Consider the following 16,002-nt stretch of genomic DNA (forward strand, 5'->3'; position numbering starts at 1 on the left):
TAGGATCAAGATGCGTAAAAAGGTCACAAAAGCAATTTTCCCCGTCGCGGGCCTCGGAACCCGGTTCTTGCCGGCAACCAAATCGGTACCAAAGGAAATCATGACCCTCGTGGACCGGCCGCTGGTGCAATATGCCATCGACGAGGCGCGGGCCGCCGGGATCAAGGAATTCATCTTTGTCACATCCCGTGGCAAGGGTGCGCTGGAGGATTACTTTGACCACGCGCCGCAGCTGGAACAGGAGCTGCGCAAGAAGGGCAAGGAAGACCTGTTGCAGGCCCTTCAGGACACCAACATGGAAAGCGGCGCGATTGCATATATCCGCCAGCACAAGGCGTTGGGGCTGGGTCATGCGGTGTGGTGCGCGCGGCGGCTGATCGGGAACGAGCCCTTTGCGGTGATGTTGCCCGATGACGTGATCGCGGCGGAAAAGCCCTGCCTGCAGCAGATGGTCGAAGCCTATGCGGAAACCGGCGGCAACATGGTCGCCGCGATGGAGGTGGAGCCGGAGCGCGCGTCGTCTTACGGGATGCTCGATGTATCCGAAGACATGGGCCACATGGTCAAGGTCAAGGGCATGGTGGAGAAGCCCAAGGCGGAGGATTCGCCCTCCAACCTCGCGGTGATCGGGCGCTATATCCTTGAGCCATCGGTGCTGCGCAATCTGAACCAGTTGAAATCCGGGTCCGGTGGCGAAATTCAACTGACAGATGCGATTGCCCGCGACATTGAGCAGGGCAATGCGGTTTACGGCTATCGTTTCCGGGGTCAGCGGTTCGATTGCGGCTCCAAATCAGGGTTCCTGCAGGCGACCGTCGCCTTTGGCCTTGCCCGTGAAGAGCTGCGCGACGATCTGCATTCCTACCTCAGCAGCATCATGCAGGTGGACAAGGCCGCGCAATAGCCGCACCGGAAAGGAAAGACATGAGCAATGTTCTGGTGACAGGCGGTGCGGGCTATATCGGGTCGCATGCCTGCAAGGCGCTGCGGGATGCGGGATATACGCCCGTTACCTATGACAACCTCGAAACCGGCTGGCAGGATGCGGTCAAGTTCGGCCCGTTCGAACGGGGCGATCTGCTGGACCGGGCGCGTCTGGACGCGGTGTTTGCGACATATGCGCCGGTTGCGGTGATGCATTTCGCGGCGCTGAGCCAGGTGGGCGAGGCGATGGCCCAGCCCGGCAGATACTGGCGCAACAATGTCTCGGGATCGCTGACCTTGATCGAGGCGGCAGTGGCGGCGGGCTGCAAGGATTTTGTATTCTCCTCGACCTGCGCCACCTATGGCGATCAGGACAATGTGGTGCTGGATGAAAATTCGGCCCAATACCCGCTGAACGCCTATGGCGCGTCGAAACGTGCGATCGAGGATATTCTGCGCGATTTCGAAGCTTCCGATGGTCTGCGCCATGTGATCTTTCGCTATTTCAACGTGGCCGGGGCGGACCCGGATGGCGAAGTCGGGGAATTCCACCGGCCGGAGACGCATCTGGTGCCGCTGATGCTGGATGCGATTGCGGGCAAGCGCGATGCGTTGACGATCCATGGCACCGATTACGATACGCCCGATGGCACCTGCATCCGCGACTATGTGCATGTCTGCGATCTGGTCGATGCGCATGTTCTGGGTCTGAAATGGCTCGAAGATGGCAAAGGCAGCCGGGTGTTCAACCTTGGCACCGGGTCGGGGTTTTCGGTGCGTGAGGTGCTGACCCACAGCCGCGAGGTGACCAACCACGAGGTGCCCCATGTCGAAGGGCCGCGCCGTGCGGGGGATTGCACCAAGCTGGTGTCAGGTTCACAGCGGGCAGAGACGGAACTGGGCTGGAAACCGCATCGGTCCACGCTCAGGCAAATGATCACCGACGCGTGGAGATGGCACCAAACTGGCCATTACGATACATAATACTGCCCCTGTGCGGCTGCTGGACCTGACCCGCTCATTGCGGCGGGCAGGCCGGGTCGCGACGGGTGTGGACCGTGTCGAACAGGCGTATCTGCGCCGTTTCCTGCAAGAAGACTCTCCCTGTTTCGGTCTGGCGCGCACCGCGCTGGGCTATGTACTGCTGGACCGGGAGGGGCTGGAAGGTTTCCTCGCCCGGCTGGAAGGGCGCAGGCCCTGGGGCCGCAGCGGTATCCTGTCCCGGCTGGGTCGGTCGCGGCCGGATGCGGTCCGGCGGGCGGAAAGCGATCTGCGGCGGCTTGCCCTGGCGCGGTCCTGGCGGTCGGCCCTGCCGGGCATGTTGCGGCGGCATTTTCCTGGGGGTTTTGACTATTTCAACACCGGGCACAGCAATCTGACGGAGCGCGTCCTGGAGGCCGTCAAAGCCGCGGGCGGTACTGTCCATGTGCTGATTCATGACGTGATTCCGCTGGAATATCCTGCATTCCAGCGCGCGGGTAGTGTGAAAACCTTTGAGGCCAAGCTGCGCCGGGTCAGCGCGCGGGCCGACAGGATCATCTATAATTCAAACGACACCCGGGACCGGACGGAAAGGTATCTTGACGCGATGGGGCGGGTGCCGCCGGGGGTTGTGGCCTACCTTGGCACGGATCTGCCGCGCCCGGATGTAACGGCGCTGCCGGCGGGATTGCCGCCCGAGGGACCCTATTTCGTGACTGTCGGCACGTTGGAGCCGCGCAAGAACCATGCATTCCTGCTCGACCTGTGGGAGGAATTGGGCCCCGCCGCGCCGCCGCTGCTGCTGTGTGGCAGCAGGGGCTGGAACAACGAGGCCTTGTTCGCGCGCCTTGATGCCCTGCCCATGGGCCACCCGGTTCGGGAGCTGCCCGGCCTGGAAGACAAGGCGCTTGCAGCCCTTGTTCAGGGGTCTGCGGGCGCGCTGTTTCCAAGTCTTGCGGAAGGTTTTGGTCTGCCGCCACTGGAGGCGGTACAGCTCGGATCGCGGGTTTTATGCAACGATCTGGAGGTATTACGCGAATTTTTGGGGGAGAATGCCGTTTACGCGTCGGTTTCGGATCGGTATTTGTGGCTGGATATGCTTAACCAGTGGGCAGAGATGCCGGTAGGCGCGGGAAGGAAGATTTCGTTTGTTGGCCCTGATTGGGACAAACACTTCAAGACCGTGTTAAGTTAGAGATGGTAGCGCCTAGAAACGCGGCCATATCGGCAAGGTAGAGGGCGGTTATTGGGTGTTTTGCAGTCATATTGGCTGAGGGTGCAGCGGAAGCGATGGCGTGTCCGTGCCCTGCGCAAACGTCGCGAACTCAAGCGGGTCGCAAATCGGACCGGACAAATCCGGCCCGACGATCTGCTGTTGTTCTGCACCCAGCGGAACGAAGGTATCCGGCTGCCCTATTTTCTGGATTACTACCGGGAAATGGGCATCGGCCATTTCTTCTTTGTCGACAATGACAGCACCGATGGATCCCTCGACTATCTTGCGGATCAGCCGGATGTTTCGGTGTGGAGCACGACGGCAAGCTACAAACGCGCCCGTTTCGGTGTGGATTGGCTGAACTGGCTGGCCCGCAAATACGCCCATGGGCATTGGGCGCTGACCGTCGATCCCGATGAATTCCTGGTCTATCCGTTCTGCGATACCCGCCCGCTGCGGGCCCTGACGGACTGGCTGGATGCCTCTTCGATCAAGTCGTTCTCTGCGATGTTGCTGGATATGTACCCCAAGGGGCGGCTGGACGAGCAGCCCTATCAGGCGGGTCAGAACCCGATCGAGATTGCCACCTGGTTCGACAGCGGCAATTACACCATTTCGCGCAATCACCTGTTCACCAACCTGTGGATTCAGGGGGGGCCGCGTGCGCGTGTCTTCTTCCCCGACGCGCCGGCAAAGGCACCAGCCCTGAACAAGGTGCCATTGGTGAAATGGGACAAACGCTATACCTATGTCAGCTCCACCCACATGCTGCTGCCGCGCGGGCTGAACCAGGTCTATGACGAATGGGGTGGTGAAAAGGCATCGGGCGTGTTGCTGCATGCCAAGTTCATTGACACTTTCGGTGCCAAGGCCGCCGAGGAGCTGGAGCGGTCGCAGCACTATGCCGGTTCCGTCGAATACAAGGCCTATGCCGACCGGCTGAAGCACGACCCGCAGCTTTGGTGCAAATGGTCAGAACGTTACATCAACTGGCGACAGCTTGAGATTCTCGGCCTGATGTCGAAGGGAAACTGGGCATGACGGTCGGGATTGTCATGTTGGTGCATACCGCACTGGGCCGGGCCGAGCAGGTGGCGCGCCACTGGTCGGCGGCAGGCTGCCCCGTTGTGATCCATGTCGACAAGGGCGTTCCGCGGCGGACCTATGATGCCTTTGTCAATGCGATGGCTGACCGGAAGGATGTCTCCTTCAGCACCCGCTACCGGTGCGAATGGGGCACCTGGGGCATTGTCGCCGCATCGCAAAGCGCGTCGGAACAGCTGCTGGCCAGCTATCCGGAGATCAAACATGTCTACCTGGCGTCCGGGTCCTGTCTGCCGCTGCGTCCGGTGCAGGAGCTGATTGATTATCTGGACGAACGCCCCAACACCGATTTCATCGAAAGCGCGACAACAGCCGATGTGCCCTGGACCGTGGGCGGGCTGGACGAAGAGCGGTTTACCATGCATTTTCCGTTCTCCTGGAAAAAGCGGCGCTATTTCTTTGACAAGGCGGTGGCGGTACAGCGCTTTCTCGGGCTCAAACGCAAGATGCCGCATGGGATCGTGCCGCATATGGGCTCGCAATGGTGGTGCCTGTCACGCCGCACGCTGTCCGCGATCCTGCAGGACCCGGAAAGACCCGCATACGACCGGTTCTTCAGACATGTCTGGATTCCGGACGAATCCTATTTCCAAACGCTTTCACGGCTGTATTCCGAGAAGATCGAAAGCCGTTCCCTGACGCTGTCCAAGTTCGATTTTCAGGGTAAGCCGCATATTTTCTACGACGACCACCTGCAATTGCTGCGGCGGTCAGACTGCTTTGTCGCGCGCAAGATCTGGCCCTATGCCGACCGCCTGTACGAGGCATTTCTGACCGATGTTGCGGGTGCCATGAAAAAGACGGAGCCGAACCCCGGCAAGATCGACAGGATCTTCTCCAAGGCGGTGGAGCGGCGGACGCGCGGGCGGTCGGGTCTGTATATGCAAAGCCGCTTTCCCAACGAAGACTGGGAAAACGGTGTCACGGCGGCACCTTATTCGATGTTCCAGGGCTTTGCCGAATTGTTCGAGAATTTCGAACCCTGGCTGGCCAAGGCAACCGGCGCGCGGGTGCATGGCCATCTGTTTGCCGCGGATGGTGTGCATTACGCGGACGGGCAGACAGCCATCAACGGGGCCTTGTCGCAATCCGCGACGCTGCGCGATTACAACAGCAAGGCGTTCCTGACCAATCTGATCTGGAACACCCGGGGTGAGCGGCAGTGTTTCCAATTCGGCCCGGCAGACAACCAGGATATCAACTGGCGGGTGGCAAAGGACCCGAACGCGCAGGTTTCCGTTATCACCGGGGCCTGGGCGGTGCCGTTGTTCCGGTCCAACCTGGATTTTGCAAAGATCCGCACAATTGCCGCGCATCTGCAAAAGGTCGAAAGCGAACATATGGATATCCTGCGGTCGCCCTATTCCAAGGCCCGCGTGCGCATCTGGACCATGGCGGAATTCATCGAGGCACCGATGGAGCCTTTGCAGGGGATACTGGATGAGATCGGGCGCACCAAATTGCGCCGCCTGTCCGAAGCCCCCAAGATGGTTGATCTGAGTGGTTTCGGCCAGTTCCTGCAAAACCTGAAGAACCAGGGGATGCACCCCTATCTGATGGGCGATTTTCCGGCCGAGCGCGGTGTCGCGTCAAATCAGAAAACCCAGCGCAAACCCTATCTGGTACAGTAAGACATGGCCGAGAAATTCCACAGCTTTGTCGTGTTTGCAGAGATGCGCACGGGGTCGAATTTTCTGGAAACCAACCTGAATGCCTTTGGCGGTATCTCCTGTCATGGGGAGGCGTTCAACCCGCATTTTCTGGGCTACCCGCACAATGAACCGATCCTGGGGATTGATCAGAAAACCCGCGACCGGGATCCGCATCTGCTGTTGAAAGCCATGCGCGGAAACACGGCGCGGCTCAGCGGTTTCCGGTATTTCCACGATCATGATCCACGCGTTTTCGATGCGATCATGGACGATCCGAAATGCGCCAAGATCATCCTGACCCGCAACCCGGTGGACAGCTATGTCAGCTGGAAGATTGCGCAGGAGACAGGGCAGTGGAAGCTGACCGACGTCAAGGCGCAGAAGACGGCGCAGGCGGTCTTTGACGCGCGCGAATTCGAGGCGCATCTTGAGGCGTTGCAGGCGTTTCAGGTGACTTTGCTGAACAGGCTGCAGGTCAGCGGGCAGACGGCTTTCTATGTCGCCTATGACGATCTGCAAAGCGTCGGGGTGATGAACGGGCTGGCGCGCTACCTGGGGGTGGATGAGACGCTGGACGCGCTGGACAGCAATCTGAAAAAGCAAAACCCGAGCCCGATCTCGGCGAAGGTCCGCAACTACGACGAGATGACGGCGGCGCTGTCCCGGCTCGACCGTTTCGATCTGACCCGTACTCCGAATTTCGAACCGCGGCGGGGGCCCAATGTGCCGTCCTATTTTGCCGCCGCGCAGGCGCCGCTGCTGTATCTGCCTCTGCGCTCTGCACCGCGGGTGGAGATCTTGCAGTGGCTGGCGGCATTGGACGGTGTCGGGCGGGGCGCGCTCCGCTCCAAGATGACGCAGAAAGAGCTGCGTGAATGGAAGCGCGATCATCCCGGCCACCGCAGCTTTACCGTGATACGGCACCCGCTGGCACGGGCGCATGATGCCTTCTGTCGTCACATTCTGACGACGGAGAAGGGCAGTTTTGTGCAGCTGCGCAAGACCATGATGCGCCGCTATAACATGCCGCTGCCCGCCGAGGGGCCGGATGCAGGCTATGGCCTTGCGGAACACCGCGCTGCCTTTGCGGCCTTTCTGGTCTGGCTCAAGGGGAACCTCGCGGGTCAGACGGCCATTCGGGTGGATGCGGCGTGGTGCTCGCAGGCACAGGCGATCCAGGGATTCGGGGAGCTGTGCCTGCCTGACCGGATCATCCGCGAAGAGGACATGGTGCAGGACCTGGCTGCGCTGGCGGCTTCGGTCGGGATTGCAGACGCGCCGCCGCCACCCTTGCCGGATGCCGATCAGCCGTTCACGCTGGATGCGATCTATGACGATGAAATTGAAAAACTTGGCGCGCAGGCCTATCAGCGCGACTATATAACCTTCGGCTTTTCCGCCTGGAGATAGCGGGCGGTCAGGCGGCCTGAACCGAGGGTTCTTCGATCAGGATGGTGTATAGCGTTGCGGGGTCCGGGTTCGCGCGCAGTTTGCTGCATATCGTCTGGTTGCGAAGGGTGCGCGACACCAGAGCAAGCGCCTTGAGGTGCTCGACGCCCGCTTCTTCGGGGGCAAAGAGTGCAAAGGCGATGTCCACCGGCTGCCGGTCAACGGATGAGAAATCGACAGGCCGATCCAGAAGGATGAATGCGCCCACCACCGATTCCAATCCGTCAAGCCGGGCATGGGGCAGGGCCACACCGTGGCCCACACCCGTTGGTCCCAGAGCTTCTCTTGCCATCAGGGCATCAACGACAATGCCTGATTTGAAGCCATAGACAGATTCAACCAGGTCGCCGAGATCCTGCATCAGCCGCTTCTTGCTGGAGGCAGCGTTAACGACTTTAACCGCTTCCGGCTTGAGTAGTTTTGCAAGTTCCATTCGGTTTGTCCTGCTCTCTTGAACGGGTTACCCCGAGCACCTTTTTCAGGGATCAATCCAGCCGATGTTGCCATCTTCGCGGCGATACACGACGTTCAGTCCCTCTTTGCCCTCTTTGCGAAACACCAACACTGGCGCCCCCGCGAGTTCCATCTGCATGACAGCTTCGCCGACAGACAAGGTTGCGATCTTGGTCTGCATTTCCGCGATGATCATGGGTTGGAGGGTATCGGGTTCCTGCGCGTCAGAATCGCTTGTAGAGGCAAGGATATACGAGGAGGCACCGAAGAGTTCAACCGGTACGGCACGGTCTTGGTGGTGATCTTTCAGGCGGCGTTTGTAGCGGCGCAGCTGCTTTTCCATCTTTTCGCTGCAGGCATCGAAGGCGCCATAGATTTCGGTGCTGTGCGCCTTGGCCGATGCGGTCAGCCCGGTGGAAAGGTGGACGGTCGCCTCACAGACAAACTCGTGTCCCGACTTTGAAAAAATGACCTGTGCGTCCGTCGGACGTTGTGCATATTTCCCGACCGCCGCGCCCAATTCCTCCTGAACGTGGGTTTGTAATGCTTCGCCGATGTCGATCTGTTTGCCGCTGATTTGGTACCGCATAGGTTCTCCTTGTTATCTCTTGTTTGAACAACGCCAAGCGGACCACCAGAGTGGGGCAAGATGATGTTCAAATGCGGAAAAATGGCCGTGCGTCCAGGTAGTTCTTGACCGTGCCTTGGCGTGAAGGCCGGTGCAGTCTCAAACAGGAACGCAGTGTTGCCATGTCTTCATGAGGCCAAGAATGCGCTGCAAAGTCAATGGTGATCCCATCTGCGCCAGCCGAATATCGCTGCCTGAAGTTTGCGAAATTTTAGGAAATCCGAAAATTCTCGCCAAGATAAACACGTCGCACGTTTTCGTTCTGCACCACCTCGTCGGGGCTGCCGGACATCAGCACCTTGCCTTCGTGCAGAATATAGGCACGGTCCACGATTTCGAGCGTTTCCCGGACGTTATGGTCGGTGATCAGAACGCCGATGCCCCGTGTTTTCAGATCCGCGACCAGCAACCGGATGTCGCCGACGGAAATCGGATCAACCCCGGCAAAAGGTTCATCAAGCAGAAGGTACTTGGGGTTTGCGGCCAGGCAGCGGGCAATCTCGACCCGGCGGCGTTCCCCGCCCGACAGGGCCAATGCCGGCGCGCGGCGCAGGTGCTCGATGGAGAACTCCGACAGCAGTTCCTCAAGCCGTTCGCGCCGCTTGTGACGGTGCGGCACGGCGATGTCGAGAATCGCGGCGATGTTGTCCTGCACGCTGAGGCCGCGAAAGATGCTCATCTCCTGCGGCAGGTAACCGATGCCAAGCTGCGCGCGACGGTACATGGGCAGCAGGGTCACGTCCTTGCCATCCACGGTGACACTGCCGCCTTCGGGTGTGACCAGCCCGGCAACGGCGTAGAATGTCGTGGTCTTGCCCGAACCATTCGGCCCCAGCAGGGCAACAACTTCGCCCCGGTTCAGGTGCATCGAGAAATCCCGGATCACCGTCTTTTTCCGGTAGGATTTGCGCAGGTGATCTATCTTAAGGCCGGAACTGCCTTCCGCGACCTTCAGGTCAGGGGATGCCATCAGTTGTCGCTACCTGTCTGCAGGATGGTGCGCACCCGGCCGGACATCTGTGCGGTGCCGTCCGAAAGCCGAACGCTCATCTTGTCGGCGGAAAGCGCGCTGGGGCCCTGTGCCAGCAGCACGTTGCCCGTCATCACGATGGTGCCGGTGTCGATGTTGTAATCCGCCCGCTCCGATTCAGCGGCGTCCGGGCCGGATACCAGCGTGACGCCGCCAGTCGCTTCCAGCCGCGCAATGCCCTTGTTCTGATTGCGGTAGACCACCAGGACGCGGGCGGCGGACAGGCGCAGATCGCCCTGACCGATCATCACGTTCCCGGTAAAGATCGCGGTCCCGGTCTCCTGATCCACGGAGAGGTTGTCGGCGGTCACTTCCACCGGTTGTTTGGTGTCCTGTCGGATGGTGCCAAAGGCGACGCTGGCCCCCTGTGCCAGAAGCGGCCCGGCAAACACGATCAGAAAGACGGGCAGCAACAGGGATCTTAGATGGTTCACGTGGGTCACTCTTCTACCAGTTTGGGGTCGTATATCAGTTTCACGCCGTTTTTGAAAATCAATTGGGTGGCTTCTCCCTCGTTTGAGGTACTGATGACCATGCTTCCCGCATTGAGAGTGCCTATCGGGGTTTGTGCCTGGACCGGCCCGGGGGACCTGACATCCAGATTGGTCATCTGGGTGGTCAGCCGGTCACTTTCAATCATGTAGTTGTTGGAGGTTTCGATCACCACGTTGCCCTCAAGATCAGCACGGTCTTTGGGCATTTCGAAATGGGCGACATTGGCCTGAAGCGTCAGGGTGGTGCCGCCGTGCAGATCCATGACCACCCGCACATCCTCGGCACGGTTCGCGCCGACCTCGTTCTGCGGGGTGGTCAGCTTTTCCGCGGAAAAGGAAATCAGATCGCCGTTGGCGGTGGCACCGGAAAAGAAGGGGCCGGTCACCTGCTGGTCGCGCAGGCGATCCTGAATTTCCTTGTCGGCAAAGGGTATCGCCGTTTCCGGGTCGATGACGCGGGACAGCAGGAAGAGGGTCGACAACAGCGCCAGTGCCAGAAGCGGAAACAGCACCTTGAGCAAGGATACCATGCGCGAATGGCGGTCGGCCTGCATGGTGTTCAACCCAGCCCGACGCGCAGGCAGTCGTGGATGTGCAGCAGGCCGATGAGGATGTCCGGCGCGGCCGGCTCCACCACCAGCAGGCAGGTGATCTTGCGGGCGTTCATGATGCCGACGGCGCGTTCGGCCAGGTCGTCCGGACCGACGGTGATGGGATTGCGTGTCATGACGTCGCGGGCTTTCAGTGCCATCATCCCTTCCATGTGGCGGCCCAGGTCCCCTGTTGTGATGATGCCGATGATCCGCCCCTCGTCGTCGGAAACGCCGGTGACGCCAAAGGCCTTGCTGCCGATCTCTGCCAATGCGCGGGACATATCCACGTCTTCATGTACCAGCGGCAGGGCGTCACCGCTGTGCATGAGGTCCCGCACCCGGCTGAACTGTGCGCCCAGTTTGCCGCCGGGATGAAAGTTGCGGAAATGTTCGGCGGTGAAGGCGCGGTTTTCCATCAGGGCGACCGCCAGCGCATCGCCCAGTGCCAGTGTCATGGTCGTGGAAATCGTCGGCACCGCCCCGGTGCCACAGGCTTCGCCCAGTTGCGGCAATGCCAGTATCACGTCCGACTGGCTGCCCAATGCGCTCTCGGGGCGGCTGGTCATGCCGATCAGCGGAATGTCGAAGCGCCGCGAATAGGCAATGAGGTTGCCAAGCTCCGGCGCTTCGCCGGAGTTCGAGATCGCGAGCACGACGTCAGCGGCAGTGATCATGCCCAGGTCGCCATGGCTGGCCTCGGCCGGGTGGACGAATTGGGCTGGCGTGCCGGTGCTGGCCAGGGTCGCCGCGATCTTCTTGGCGATATGGCCGGATTTTCCGATGCCGGTGACAATCACGCGGCCCTTGCAGGCGCGCATCATGTCGATGGCGACGCGAAAACGGTCATCGAGGCTGTCGGCGAGGGTTTCAAGCGCGGCGGATTCGGCGCGGATCACCCGGCGTGCGGTATCCAGAAAGGGTGTTGTCATATGTGTGCAAAGATGTCCGTGTCTGGCCAGCCCTGCAGATCGAGCTTTGCGCGCGAGGGCAGAAAATCAAAGCAGGCCTGCGCAATATCCATCCGGCCCTCACGTTCCAGCATCTCATCCAGCCGGTCACGCAGCTGATGCAGGTACAGGACGTCGGATGCGGCATAGTCAAGCTGCGCGTTGGTCAGTTTGGCAGCGCCCCAGTCGCTGGATTGCTGTTGCTTGGAAATGTCGATGCCCAGCAGCTCCTGAAGCAGTTTTGCCAGCCCGTGCCGGTCGGTGTAGGTGCGCACAAGACGGCTGGCGATCTTGGTGCAATAGACCGGCGCCGTCAGGACGCCAAAGGCATTCATCATGGCGGCAATGTCGAAACGGCCAAAATGAAACAGCTTCAGCACCTCAGGGTCTTGCAGGAGTTTGCAGAGGTTCGGTGCCTCGGTCTGCCCTTTGGTAATCTGGACCAGGTGGGCGTTGCCGTCCCCTGCAGAAAGCTGCACCACGCAGAGCCTGTCGCGGTGCGGGTTCAGGCCCATTGTCTCGCAGTCGATGGCGACAACCGGTCCAAGATCCAGGTCATCAGGCAGATCGTTCTGATGGAGTGTGTTTGTCATGCAGACGCTATATCCTGCCTGCGCTTCTGGGGAAAGCGCGTTGCGTTCCGGCCTGCTGGTGGCGGATCAGGTGGTCAGATCACGCAGGGACGGGCGGGGGAAACGGGCCAGAAGATCGGCGACCATCAGATGAGATTGCCGTGCCGGTCCGTCGGGGTCCGTCAGAATCAGGGGCAGTGGCGGGTTTTTCAGGACCAGGCGCCGCCAGTTGTGCACGATCAATCCCCTGAGCACGGCAATCTGCAACGGGGTCATCGTGTCGCTTTCCGGCAGGTCTGCTGCCAGCTTTTTCAGGGTTCGGGCCAGATTGGCATAGGCGGTGACCAGCGGCTCTGCGTGAAGCTGCGCGCGCAGCCAGTCCGGTGCGGTGGTGCCAGGAAGGCTCAGCGCGCCGGGGGGCGAGACTGCATCGGCAGGCCCCACGAAAAGGCGCGGCGCGAGCGGGGTAAAGCCCAGGTGGCCCATGCGCGCAACGGTCTGATCCTCGGCCGTTTCCAGCAGGACCAGTTGCCAGCCGCCGGATCCGTCGTCGGGAGTGGAATAGATGCGCGGGGTGGCCGCCGCGCTTTCCGCACGTCCTTTTTCGGTCAGGCTGTGGCGGCTGATGCGCCCGACCTTGTCGGAACTCACCCAACCATCGTTGCGCAACCGATGCAGGGCAACGCGGGCGGCTTCGGGCTTGACCTCAAGCAGGGTCATCATCGCGGACAGCACCGGACCGTCGATGGCGGTTCCCTGCTCCTGCGCCAGATCACCGAAGAGACTGATCATCAGGGACCACACCCGCCCGCCGCCAACGGCGCGCAGGGGGGCCGTCAGCGTGATGAAATTCTCAGTACGCATTCATGGTCAGCAGTTCATATTCGGCAACGGGTTTGTCGTTTTGATTGGTGAGGGTAACATGCCAGCGCACCTCTCCATAGTCGTCGTTGCGCGGTGTCTTGTGCTTGACACTCAGGCGCACCTTGATGCTGTCGCCTGCCGCCACGGGTTCCATGAAACGCAGGTTGTCCAGACCGGTGTTGGCCAGAACCGGCCCCGGATCGGGCTGAACGAACAGCCCCGCGGCAAAGCTGAGCAACAGGTAGCCATGTGCCACGCGGCCCGGAAAGAAAGGGTTCGCCCTGGCGGCTTCGTCGTCCATATGGGCATAGAAGGTATCGCCGGTGAAATGGGCAAATGTCTCGATATCGTCCAGTGTCACGGTGCGGGCAGGCGAATTGAAGGTCTCGCCCAGATCAAGCTGATCAAATGTCCTGGTGAAGGGATGGGCCCGGTCCGAAATCTCAGTCGCTCCGGGCACCCATTGCTGACCGATGGCGGTCAGGATGTCGGGGCTGCCCTGCACGGCGGTACGCTGCATGTAATGCATGACGCCACGGATGCCGCCCAGCTCTTCGCCACCGCCTGCGCGGCCGGGGCCGCCGTGAACCATGTGGGGCAGGGGTGCGCCGTGACCGGTCGCCTCTTTCATCGAAGCGCGGTTGTTGAAGTAGAGCCGCCCGTGGAAGGCAGCGGCCCCCAGCGTGATCTCGCGCGCGACATCGCCGTCATTGGTGATGACGGATGCAACAAGCGATCCCTTGCCCTTGTTCAGAAGCTGGACCGCATGGGGCAGATCGCGGTAAGGCATGATTGTCGAAACCGGGCCGAAGGCTTCGGTGTCATGCACCCTGACCGCGCTGTCGGGATCGGCGCAGTGGAACAACATGGGCGGCAGGAATGCGCCCTTGTCCCGGTCTGCGCCTTCGACCGCGAAGTCGTCGGGGTTGCCAAACACGCGCTCGGCCTCTGCGCCGATGGTGGCGGCTTTTTCCAGCACATCGCGTTTCTGGCTGGCGGAAACCAGCGCGCCCATACCGGTGGAGTCAAGCCGGGGATCCCCGATGGCGATCTTGCCCAGTCTTTCGCTGATGGCCGCGATAACAGGCTCTATCAAGGCATTCGGGACCATGATGCGCCGGATCGCCGTGCATTTCTGACCCGCCTTCGCGGTCATCTCGCGCTGCACTTCCTTGACGAAGAGATCGAATTCCGGCGTGCCGGGTGTGGCATCGGGGCCCAGGACGCTGGCGTTCAGGCTGTCCTGTTCCGAGGCGAAGCGCACGGAATTCTGCATCAGCCGGGGATTGCCGCGCAGCTTGAGCGCGGTGTCGGCGGATCCGGTAAAGGCGACCGCATCCTGGCAGTCGAGATGATCCAGCATGTCGCCAAGACCGCCAGTGACCAGTTGCAAGGCCCCCTTTGGCAGCAGGCCGCTGTCCAGCATCATGCGCACGCAGGCCTCTGTCACATAGCAGGTGGCGGTGGCGGGCTTCACGATGGCGGGCACCCCGGCCAGCAGGGTCGGCGCCAGCTTCTCCAGCATCCCCCAGACCGGGAAGTTGAAGGCGTTGATATGCACCGCGACACCCTGCAACGGTGTGCAGATATGGCGGCCAAAGAACTGCCCGCCGCGCCCCAGTTGTTCGGGCGGACCGTCCAGATAGACCTGCGCATCCGGCATCTCGCGCCGCCCCTTGGCGGCAAAGACCATCATCGTGCCAATCCCGCCATCCACGTCGATCCTGTGATCCGACAGCGTGGCGCCGGTGTCGTAGCTGAGGTCGTAGAGCGCCTGCTTGCCGTCGTTCAGATAGCCCGCCAGTGCCTTCAGCATCCGCGCGCGGTCATGGAACGTCATCTTGCGCAGCGCGGGCCCGCCGATGTCGCGGGCGTAGGACAGCATGGCCTGCACATCCAGCGCGTCGTTTCCGGCATGGGCGATCACATCGCCGGTGATGGCGCTGGCGATGGTGCGGGCGCCGGCCCCCGGTACGATCCATTGTCCGGCGGCGTAACTGGAAACGTCGAGCATATCGGCTCCTTAATGTGTGTCATAGTCGATGACGAGCTTGTCGCTCAGCGGGTAGGACTGGCAGGTCAGCACATAACCGCGCTCCACCTCATAATCCTCAAGCGCGTGGTTGCTGATCATCTCGACCTCGCCTTCAAGGACCTTGCCCATGCAGGTGGAACAGACACCGGCCTTGCAGGAAAACGGCGCATCCTGCCCGTTCTCCAGCGCGGCTTCCAGCACGGATTGACCCTTCTGCATGGTAAAGCTGCGCTCGGCCCCTTCGATGATCACGGTGATCTCGGTGCCCTTCTGACCCTCGCTGCGCTTGGCCATCTCCTTTTTGGCAAGCTGGCCCTGCTGGCTTTCGCTGAACAGTTCGAACTTGATCTGATCATGCTCTAACCCGTGGCCTTTCAGGCTGTCGGCAATGGCCAGCATCATCGGTTCGGGGCCGCAGATGAAGGCGGTGTCGATGCTGTCAACGTCGATCCATTGCTTGAATAGGCGTGTGCATTTTTCCTGATCCACGCGGCCGGTGAACAGGTCGATGTCCTGCCCGGATTCCAGCATGTGGATGATGGTCAACCGCCCCATGTAACGGTTCTTGAGGTCTTCCAGCTCCTCGCGGAACATGATCGTGTTCACCGCGCGGTTGGCATAGACCAGCGTGAAGGTGGATTTCGGTTCACGTTTCAGCACGGTCTTGAGGATCGACAAGACCGGCGTGATGCCGGACCCACCGGCAAAGCCGAGGTAATTCTTGGCGCGATCAGGCTCTAACGCAGTGAAAAACTTGCCCTGCGGCGGCATGACATGCAGCGTATCGCCGACCTTGAGAGTCTCATTGGCAAAGGTGGAAAAGGCACCGCCATCCACCTTCTTGATCCCCACCTGCAACTTGCCGTCGTCCAGACCGGCGCAGATCGAATAGTTGCGGCGCAGTTCGGTGCCGTCGAAATCCTGCTTGAAGGTCAGGTACTGGCCCTGGGTAAAGGCAAAGGCGTCGGGGTTTTCCGGCTCCAGCGTCAGCACCACGGCATCACGGATCGTGTGGTGGATATCAGTCACTGTTACGGGGTGAAACTGGCTCATGTCAGTG

16 protein-coding genes are annotated in these 16,002 nt (G+C 60.9%); 6 read left to right on the forward strand and 10 right to left on the reverse strand.

Annotation, left to right across the window (positions count from 1 at the left end; all coding sequences use genetic code 11):
- Positions 1–10 precede the first annotated feature (10 nt).
- The 6 genes from galU to O4H53_RS06875 all read left to right on the forward strand — a co-directional run bounded on the left by galU (position 11) and on the right by O4H53_RS06875 (position 7,287).
- On the forward strand, positions 11–904 hold the full coding sequence (galU, locus tag O4H53_RS06850) for a UTP--glucose-1-phosphate uridylyltransferase GalU (protein WP_114274435.1): 894 nt from the start codon (positions 11–13) through the stop codon (positions 902–904).
- 20 nt (positions 905–924) lie between these two features.
- A complete protein-coding gene (galE, locus tag O4H53_RS06855) occupies positions 925–1,908 on the forward strand; it encodes a UDP-glucose 4-epimerase GalE (protein WP_269362432.1) in 984 nt (327 codons plus the stop codon).
- A 10-nt stretch (positions 1,909–1,918) separates the two neighbouring features.
- Positions 1,919–3,100 (forward strand): glycosyltransferase, encoded by a 1,182-nt coding sequence (locus O4H53_RS06860; protein WP_269362434.1) that lies wholly within the window; start codon positions 1,919–1,921, stop codon positions 3,098–3,100.
- Between the two features lie 75 nt (positions 3,101–3,175).
- Positions 3,176–4,162, forward strand: a complete 987-nt coding sequence (locus O4H53_RS06865; protein WP_269362717.1) for a glycosyltransferase family 2 protein — start codon at positions 3,176–3,178, stop codon at positions 4,160–4,162.
- Complete coding sequence (locus O4H53_RS06870) at positions 4,159–5,856, forward strand: DUF5927 domain-containing protein (protein WP_269362435.1); 1,698 nt, start codon at positions 4,159–4,161, stop codon at positions 5,854–5,856. The genes O4H53_RS06865 and O4H53_RS06870 overlap by 4 nt, the downstream gene beginning before the upstream one ends.
- Before the next feature lie 3 nt (positions 5,857–5,859).
- Entirely contained in the window at positions 5,860–7,287 is a 1,428-nt protein-coding gene (locus tag O4H53_RS06875; protein WP_269362437.1) for a nodulation protein NodH, read from the forward strand.
- Between the two features lie 7 nt (positions 7,288–7,294).
- Here O4H53_RS06875 and O4H53_RS06880 read toward each other — a convergent pair whose 3' ends face one another.
- From O4H53_RS06880 to O4H53_RS06925, 10 genes are all read right to left on the reverse strand, one after another.
- The gene (locus tag O4H53_RS06880; RefSeq protein WP_269362440.1) at positions 7,295–7,759 is read right to left on the reverse strand and encodes a PTS sugar transporter subunit IIA; all 465 of its coding nucleotides are present in this window, start codon (positions 7,757–7,759) and stop codon (positions 7,295–7,297) included.
- 45 nt (positions 7,760–7,804) lie between these two features.
- On the reverse strand, positions 7,805–8,368 hold the full coding sequence (gene hpf / locus O4H53_RS06885) for a ribosome hibernation-promoting factor, HPF/YfiA family (RefSeq protein WP_269362442.1): 564 nt from the start codon (positions 8,366–8,368) through the stop codon (positions 7,805–7,807).
- Between the two features lie 250 nt (positions 8,369–8,618).
- Entirely contained in the window at positions 8,619–9,377 is a 759-nt protein-coding gene (lptB, locus tag O4H53_RS06890; protein WP_269362444.1) for an LPS export ABC transporter ATP-binding protein, read from the reverse strand.
- Positions 9,377–9,871 (reverse strand): lipopolysaccharide transport periplasmic protein LptA, encoded by a 495-nt coding sequence (lptA, locus tag O4H53_RS06895; RefSeq protein ID WP_443069518.1) that lies wholly within the window; start codon positions 9,869–9,871, stop codon positions 9,377–9,379. The genes lptB and lptA overlap by 1 nt, the downstream gene beginning before the upstream one ends.
- Before the next feature lie 5 nt (positions 9,872–9,876).
- The gene (lptC, locus tag O4H53_RS06900) at positions 9,877–10,461 is read right to left on the reverse strand and encodes an LPS export ABC transporter periplasmic protein LptC (protein WP_269362447.1); all 585 of its coding nucleotides are present in this window, start codon (positions 10,459–10,461) and stop codon (positions 9,877–9,879) included.
- A gap of 29 nt (positions 10,462–10,490) precedes the next feature.
- On the reverse strand, positions 10,491–11,453 hold the full coding sequence (locus O4H53_RS06905; protein ID WP_269362448.1) for a KpsF/GutQ family sugar-phosphate isomerase: 963 nt from the start codon (positions 11,451–11,453) through the stop codon (positions 10,491–10,493).
- Positions 11,450–12,064 (reverse strand): ribonuclease D, encoded by a 615-nt coding sequence (locus O4H53_RS06910; RefSeq protein WP_269362449.1) that lies wholly within the window; start codon positions 12,062–12,064, stop codon positions 11,450–11,452. The genes O4H53_RS06905 and O4H53_RS06910 overlap by 4 nt, the downstream gene beginning before the upstream one ends.
- Before the next feature lie 66 nt (positions 12,065–12,130).
- On the reverse strand, positions 12,131–12,907 hold the full coding sequence (locus tag O4H53_RS06915; RefSeq protein ID WP_269362450.1) for a PaaX family transcriptional regulator C-terminal domain-containing protein: 777 nt from the start codon (positions 12,905–12,907) through the stop codon (positions 12,131–12,133).
- Positions 12,897–14,921: a phenylacetic acid degradation bifunctional protein PaaZ gene (paaZ, locus tag O4H53_RS06920; RefSeq protein WP_269362451.1), complete on the reverse strand. Its 2,025-nt coding sequence runs from the start codon at positions 14,919–14,921 to the stop codon at positions 12,897–12,899. Before paaZ ends, O4H53_RS06915 begins: the two co-directional genes overlap by 11 nt.
- 9 nt (positions 14,922–14,930) lie before the next feature.
- Positions 14,931–15,995, reverse strand: a complete 1,065-nt coding sequence (locus O4H53_RS06925; RefSeq protein WP_269362452.1) for a 2Fe-2S iron-sulfur cluster-binding protein — start codon at positions 15,993–15,995, stop codon at positions 14,931–14,933.
- Positions 15,996–16,002 lie beyond the last annotated feature (7 nt).

This window comes from Sulfitobacter sp. G21635-S1 (assembly GCF_027213915.1).
Classification (GTDB): Bacteria; Pseudomonadota; Alphaproteobacteria; order Rhodobacterales; family Rhodobacteraceae; genus Sulfitobacter.

Coding starts and splice junctions, on each gene's coding strand:
- lptB (WP_269362444.1), bottom strand. CDS start 9,377: ATGGCATCCCCTGACCTGAAGGTCGCGGAAGGCAGTTCCGGCCTTAAG.
- O4H53_RS06910 (WP_269362449.1), bottom strand. CDS start 12,064: ATGACAAACACACTCCATCAGAACGATCTGCCTGATGACCTGGATCTT.
- O4H53_RS06915 (WP_269362450.1), bottom strand. CDS start 12,907: ATGCGTACTGAGAATTTCATCACGCTGACGGCCCCCCTGCGCGCCGTT.
- O4H53_RS06905 (WP_269362448.1), bottom strand. CDS start 11,453: ATGACAACACCCTTTCTGGATACCGCACGCCGGGTGATCCGCGCCGAA.
- galE (WP_269362432.1), top strand. CDS start 925: ATGAGCAATGTTCTGGTGACAGGCGGTGCGGGCTATATCGGGTCGCAT.
- paaZ (WP_269362451.1), bottom strand. CDS start 14,921: ATGCTCGACGTTTCCAGTTACGCCGCCGGACAATGGATCGTACCGGGG.
- O4H53_RS06875 (WP_269362437.1), top strand. CDS start 5,860: ATGGCCGAGAAATTCCACAGCTTTGTCGTGTTTGCAGAGATGCGCACG.
- lptC (WP_269362447.1), bottom strand. CDS start 10,461: ATGGTATCCTTGCTCAAGGTGCTGTTTCCGCTTCTGGCACTGGCGCTG.
- O4H53_RS06880 (WP_269362440.1), bottom strand. CDS start 7,759: ATGGAACTTGCAAAACTACTCAAGCCGGAAGCGGTTAAAGTCGTTAAC.
- galU (WP_114274435.1), top strand. CDS start 11: ATGCGTAAAAAGGTCACAAAAGCAATTTTCCCCGTCGCGGGCCTCGGA.
- O4H53_RS06925 (WP_269362452.1), bottom strand. CDS start 15,995: ATGAGCCAGTTTCACCCCGTAACAGTGACTGATATCCACCACACGATC.
- O4H53_RS06870 (WP_269362435.1), top strand. CDS start 4,159: ATGACGGTCGGGATTGTCATGTTGGTGCATACCGCACTGGGCCGGGCC.
- hpf (WP_269362442.1), bottom strand. CDS start 8,368: ATGCGGTACCAAATCAGCGGCAAACAGATCGACATCGGCGAAGCATTA.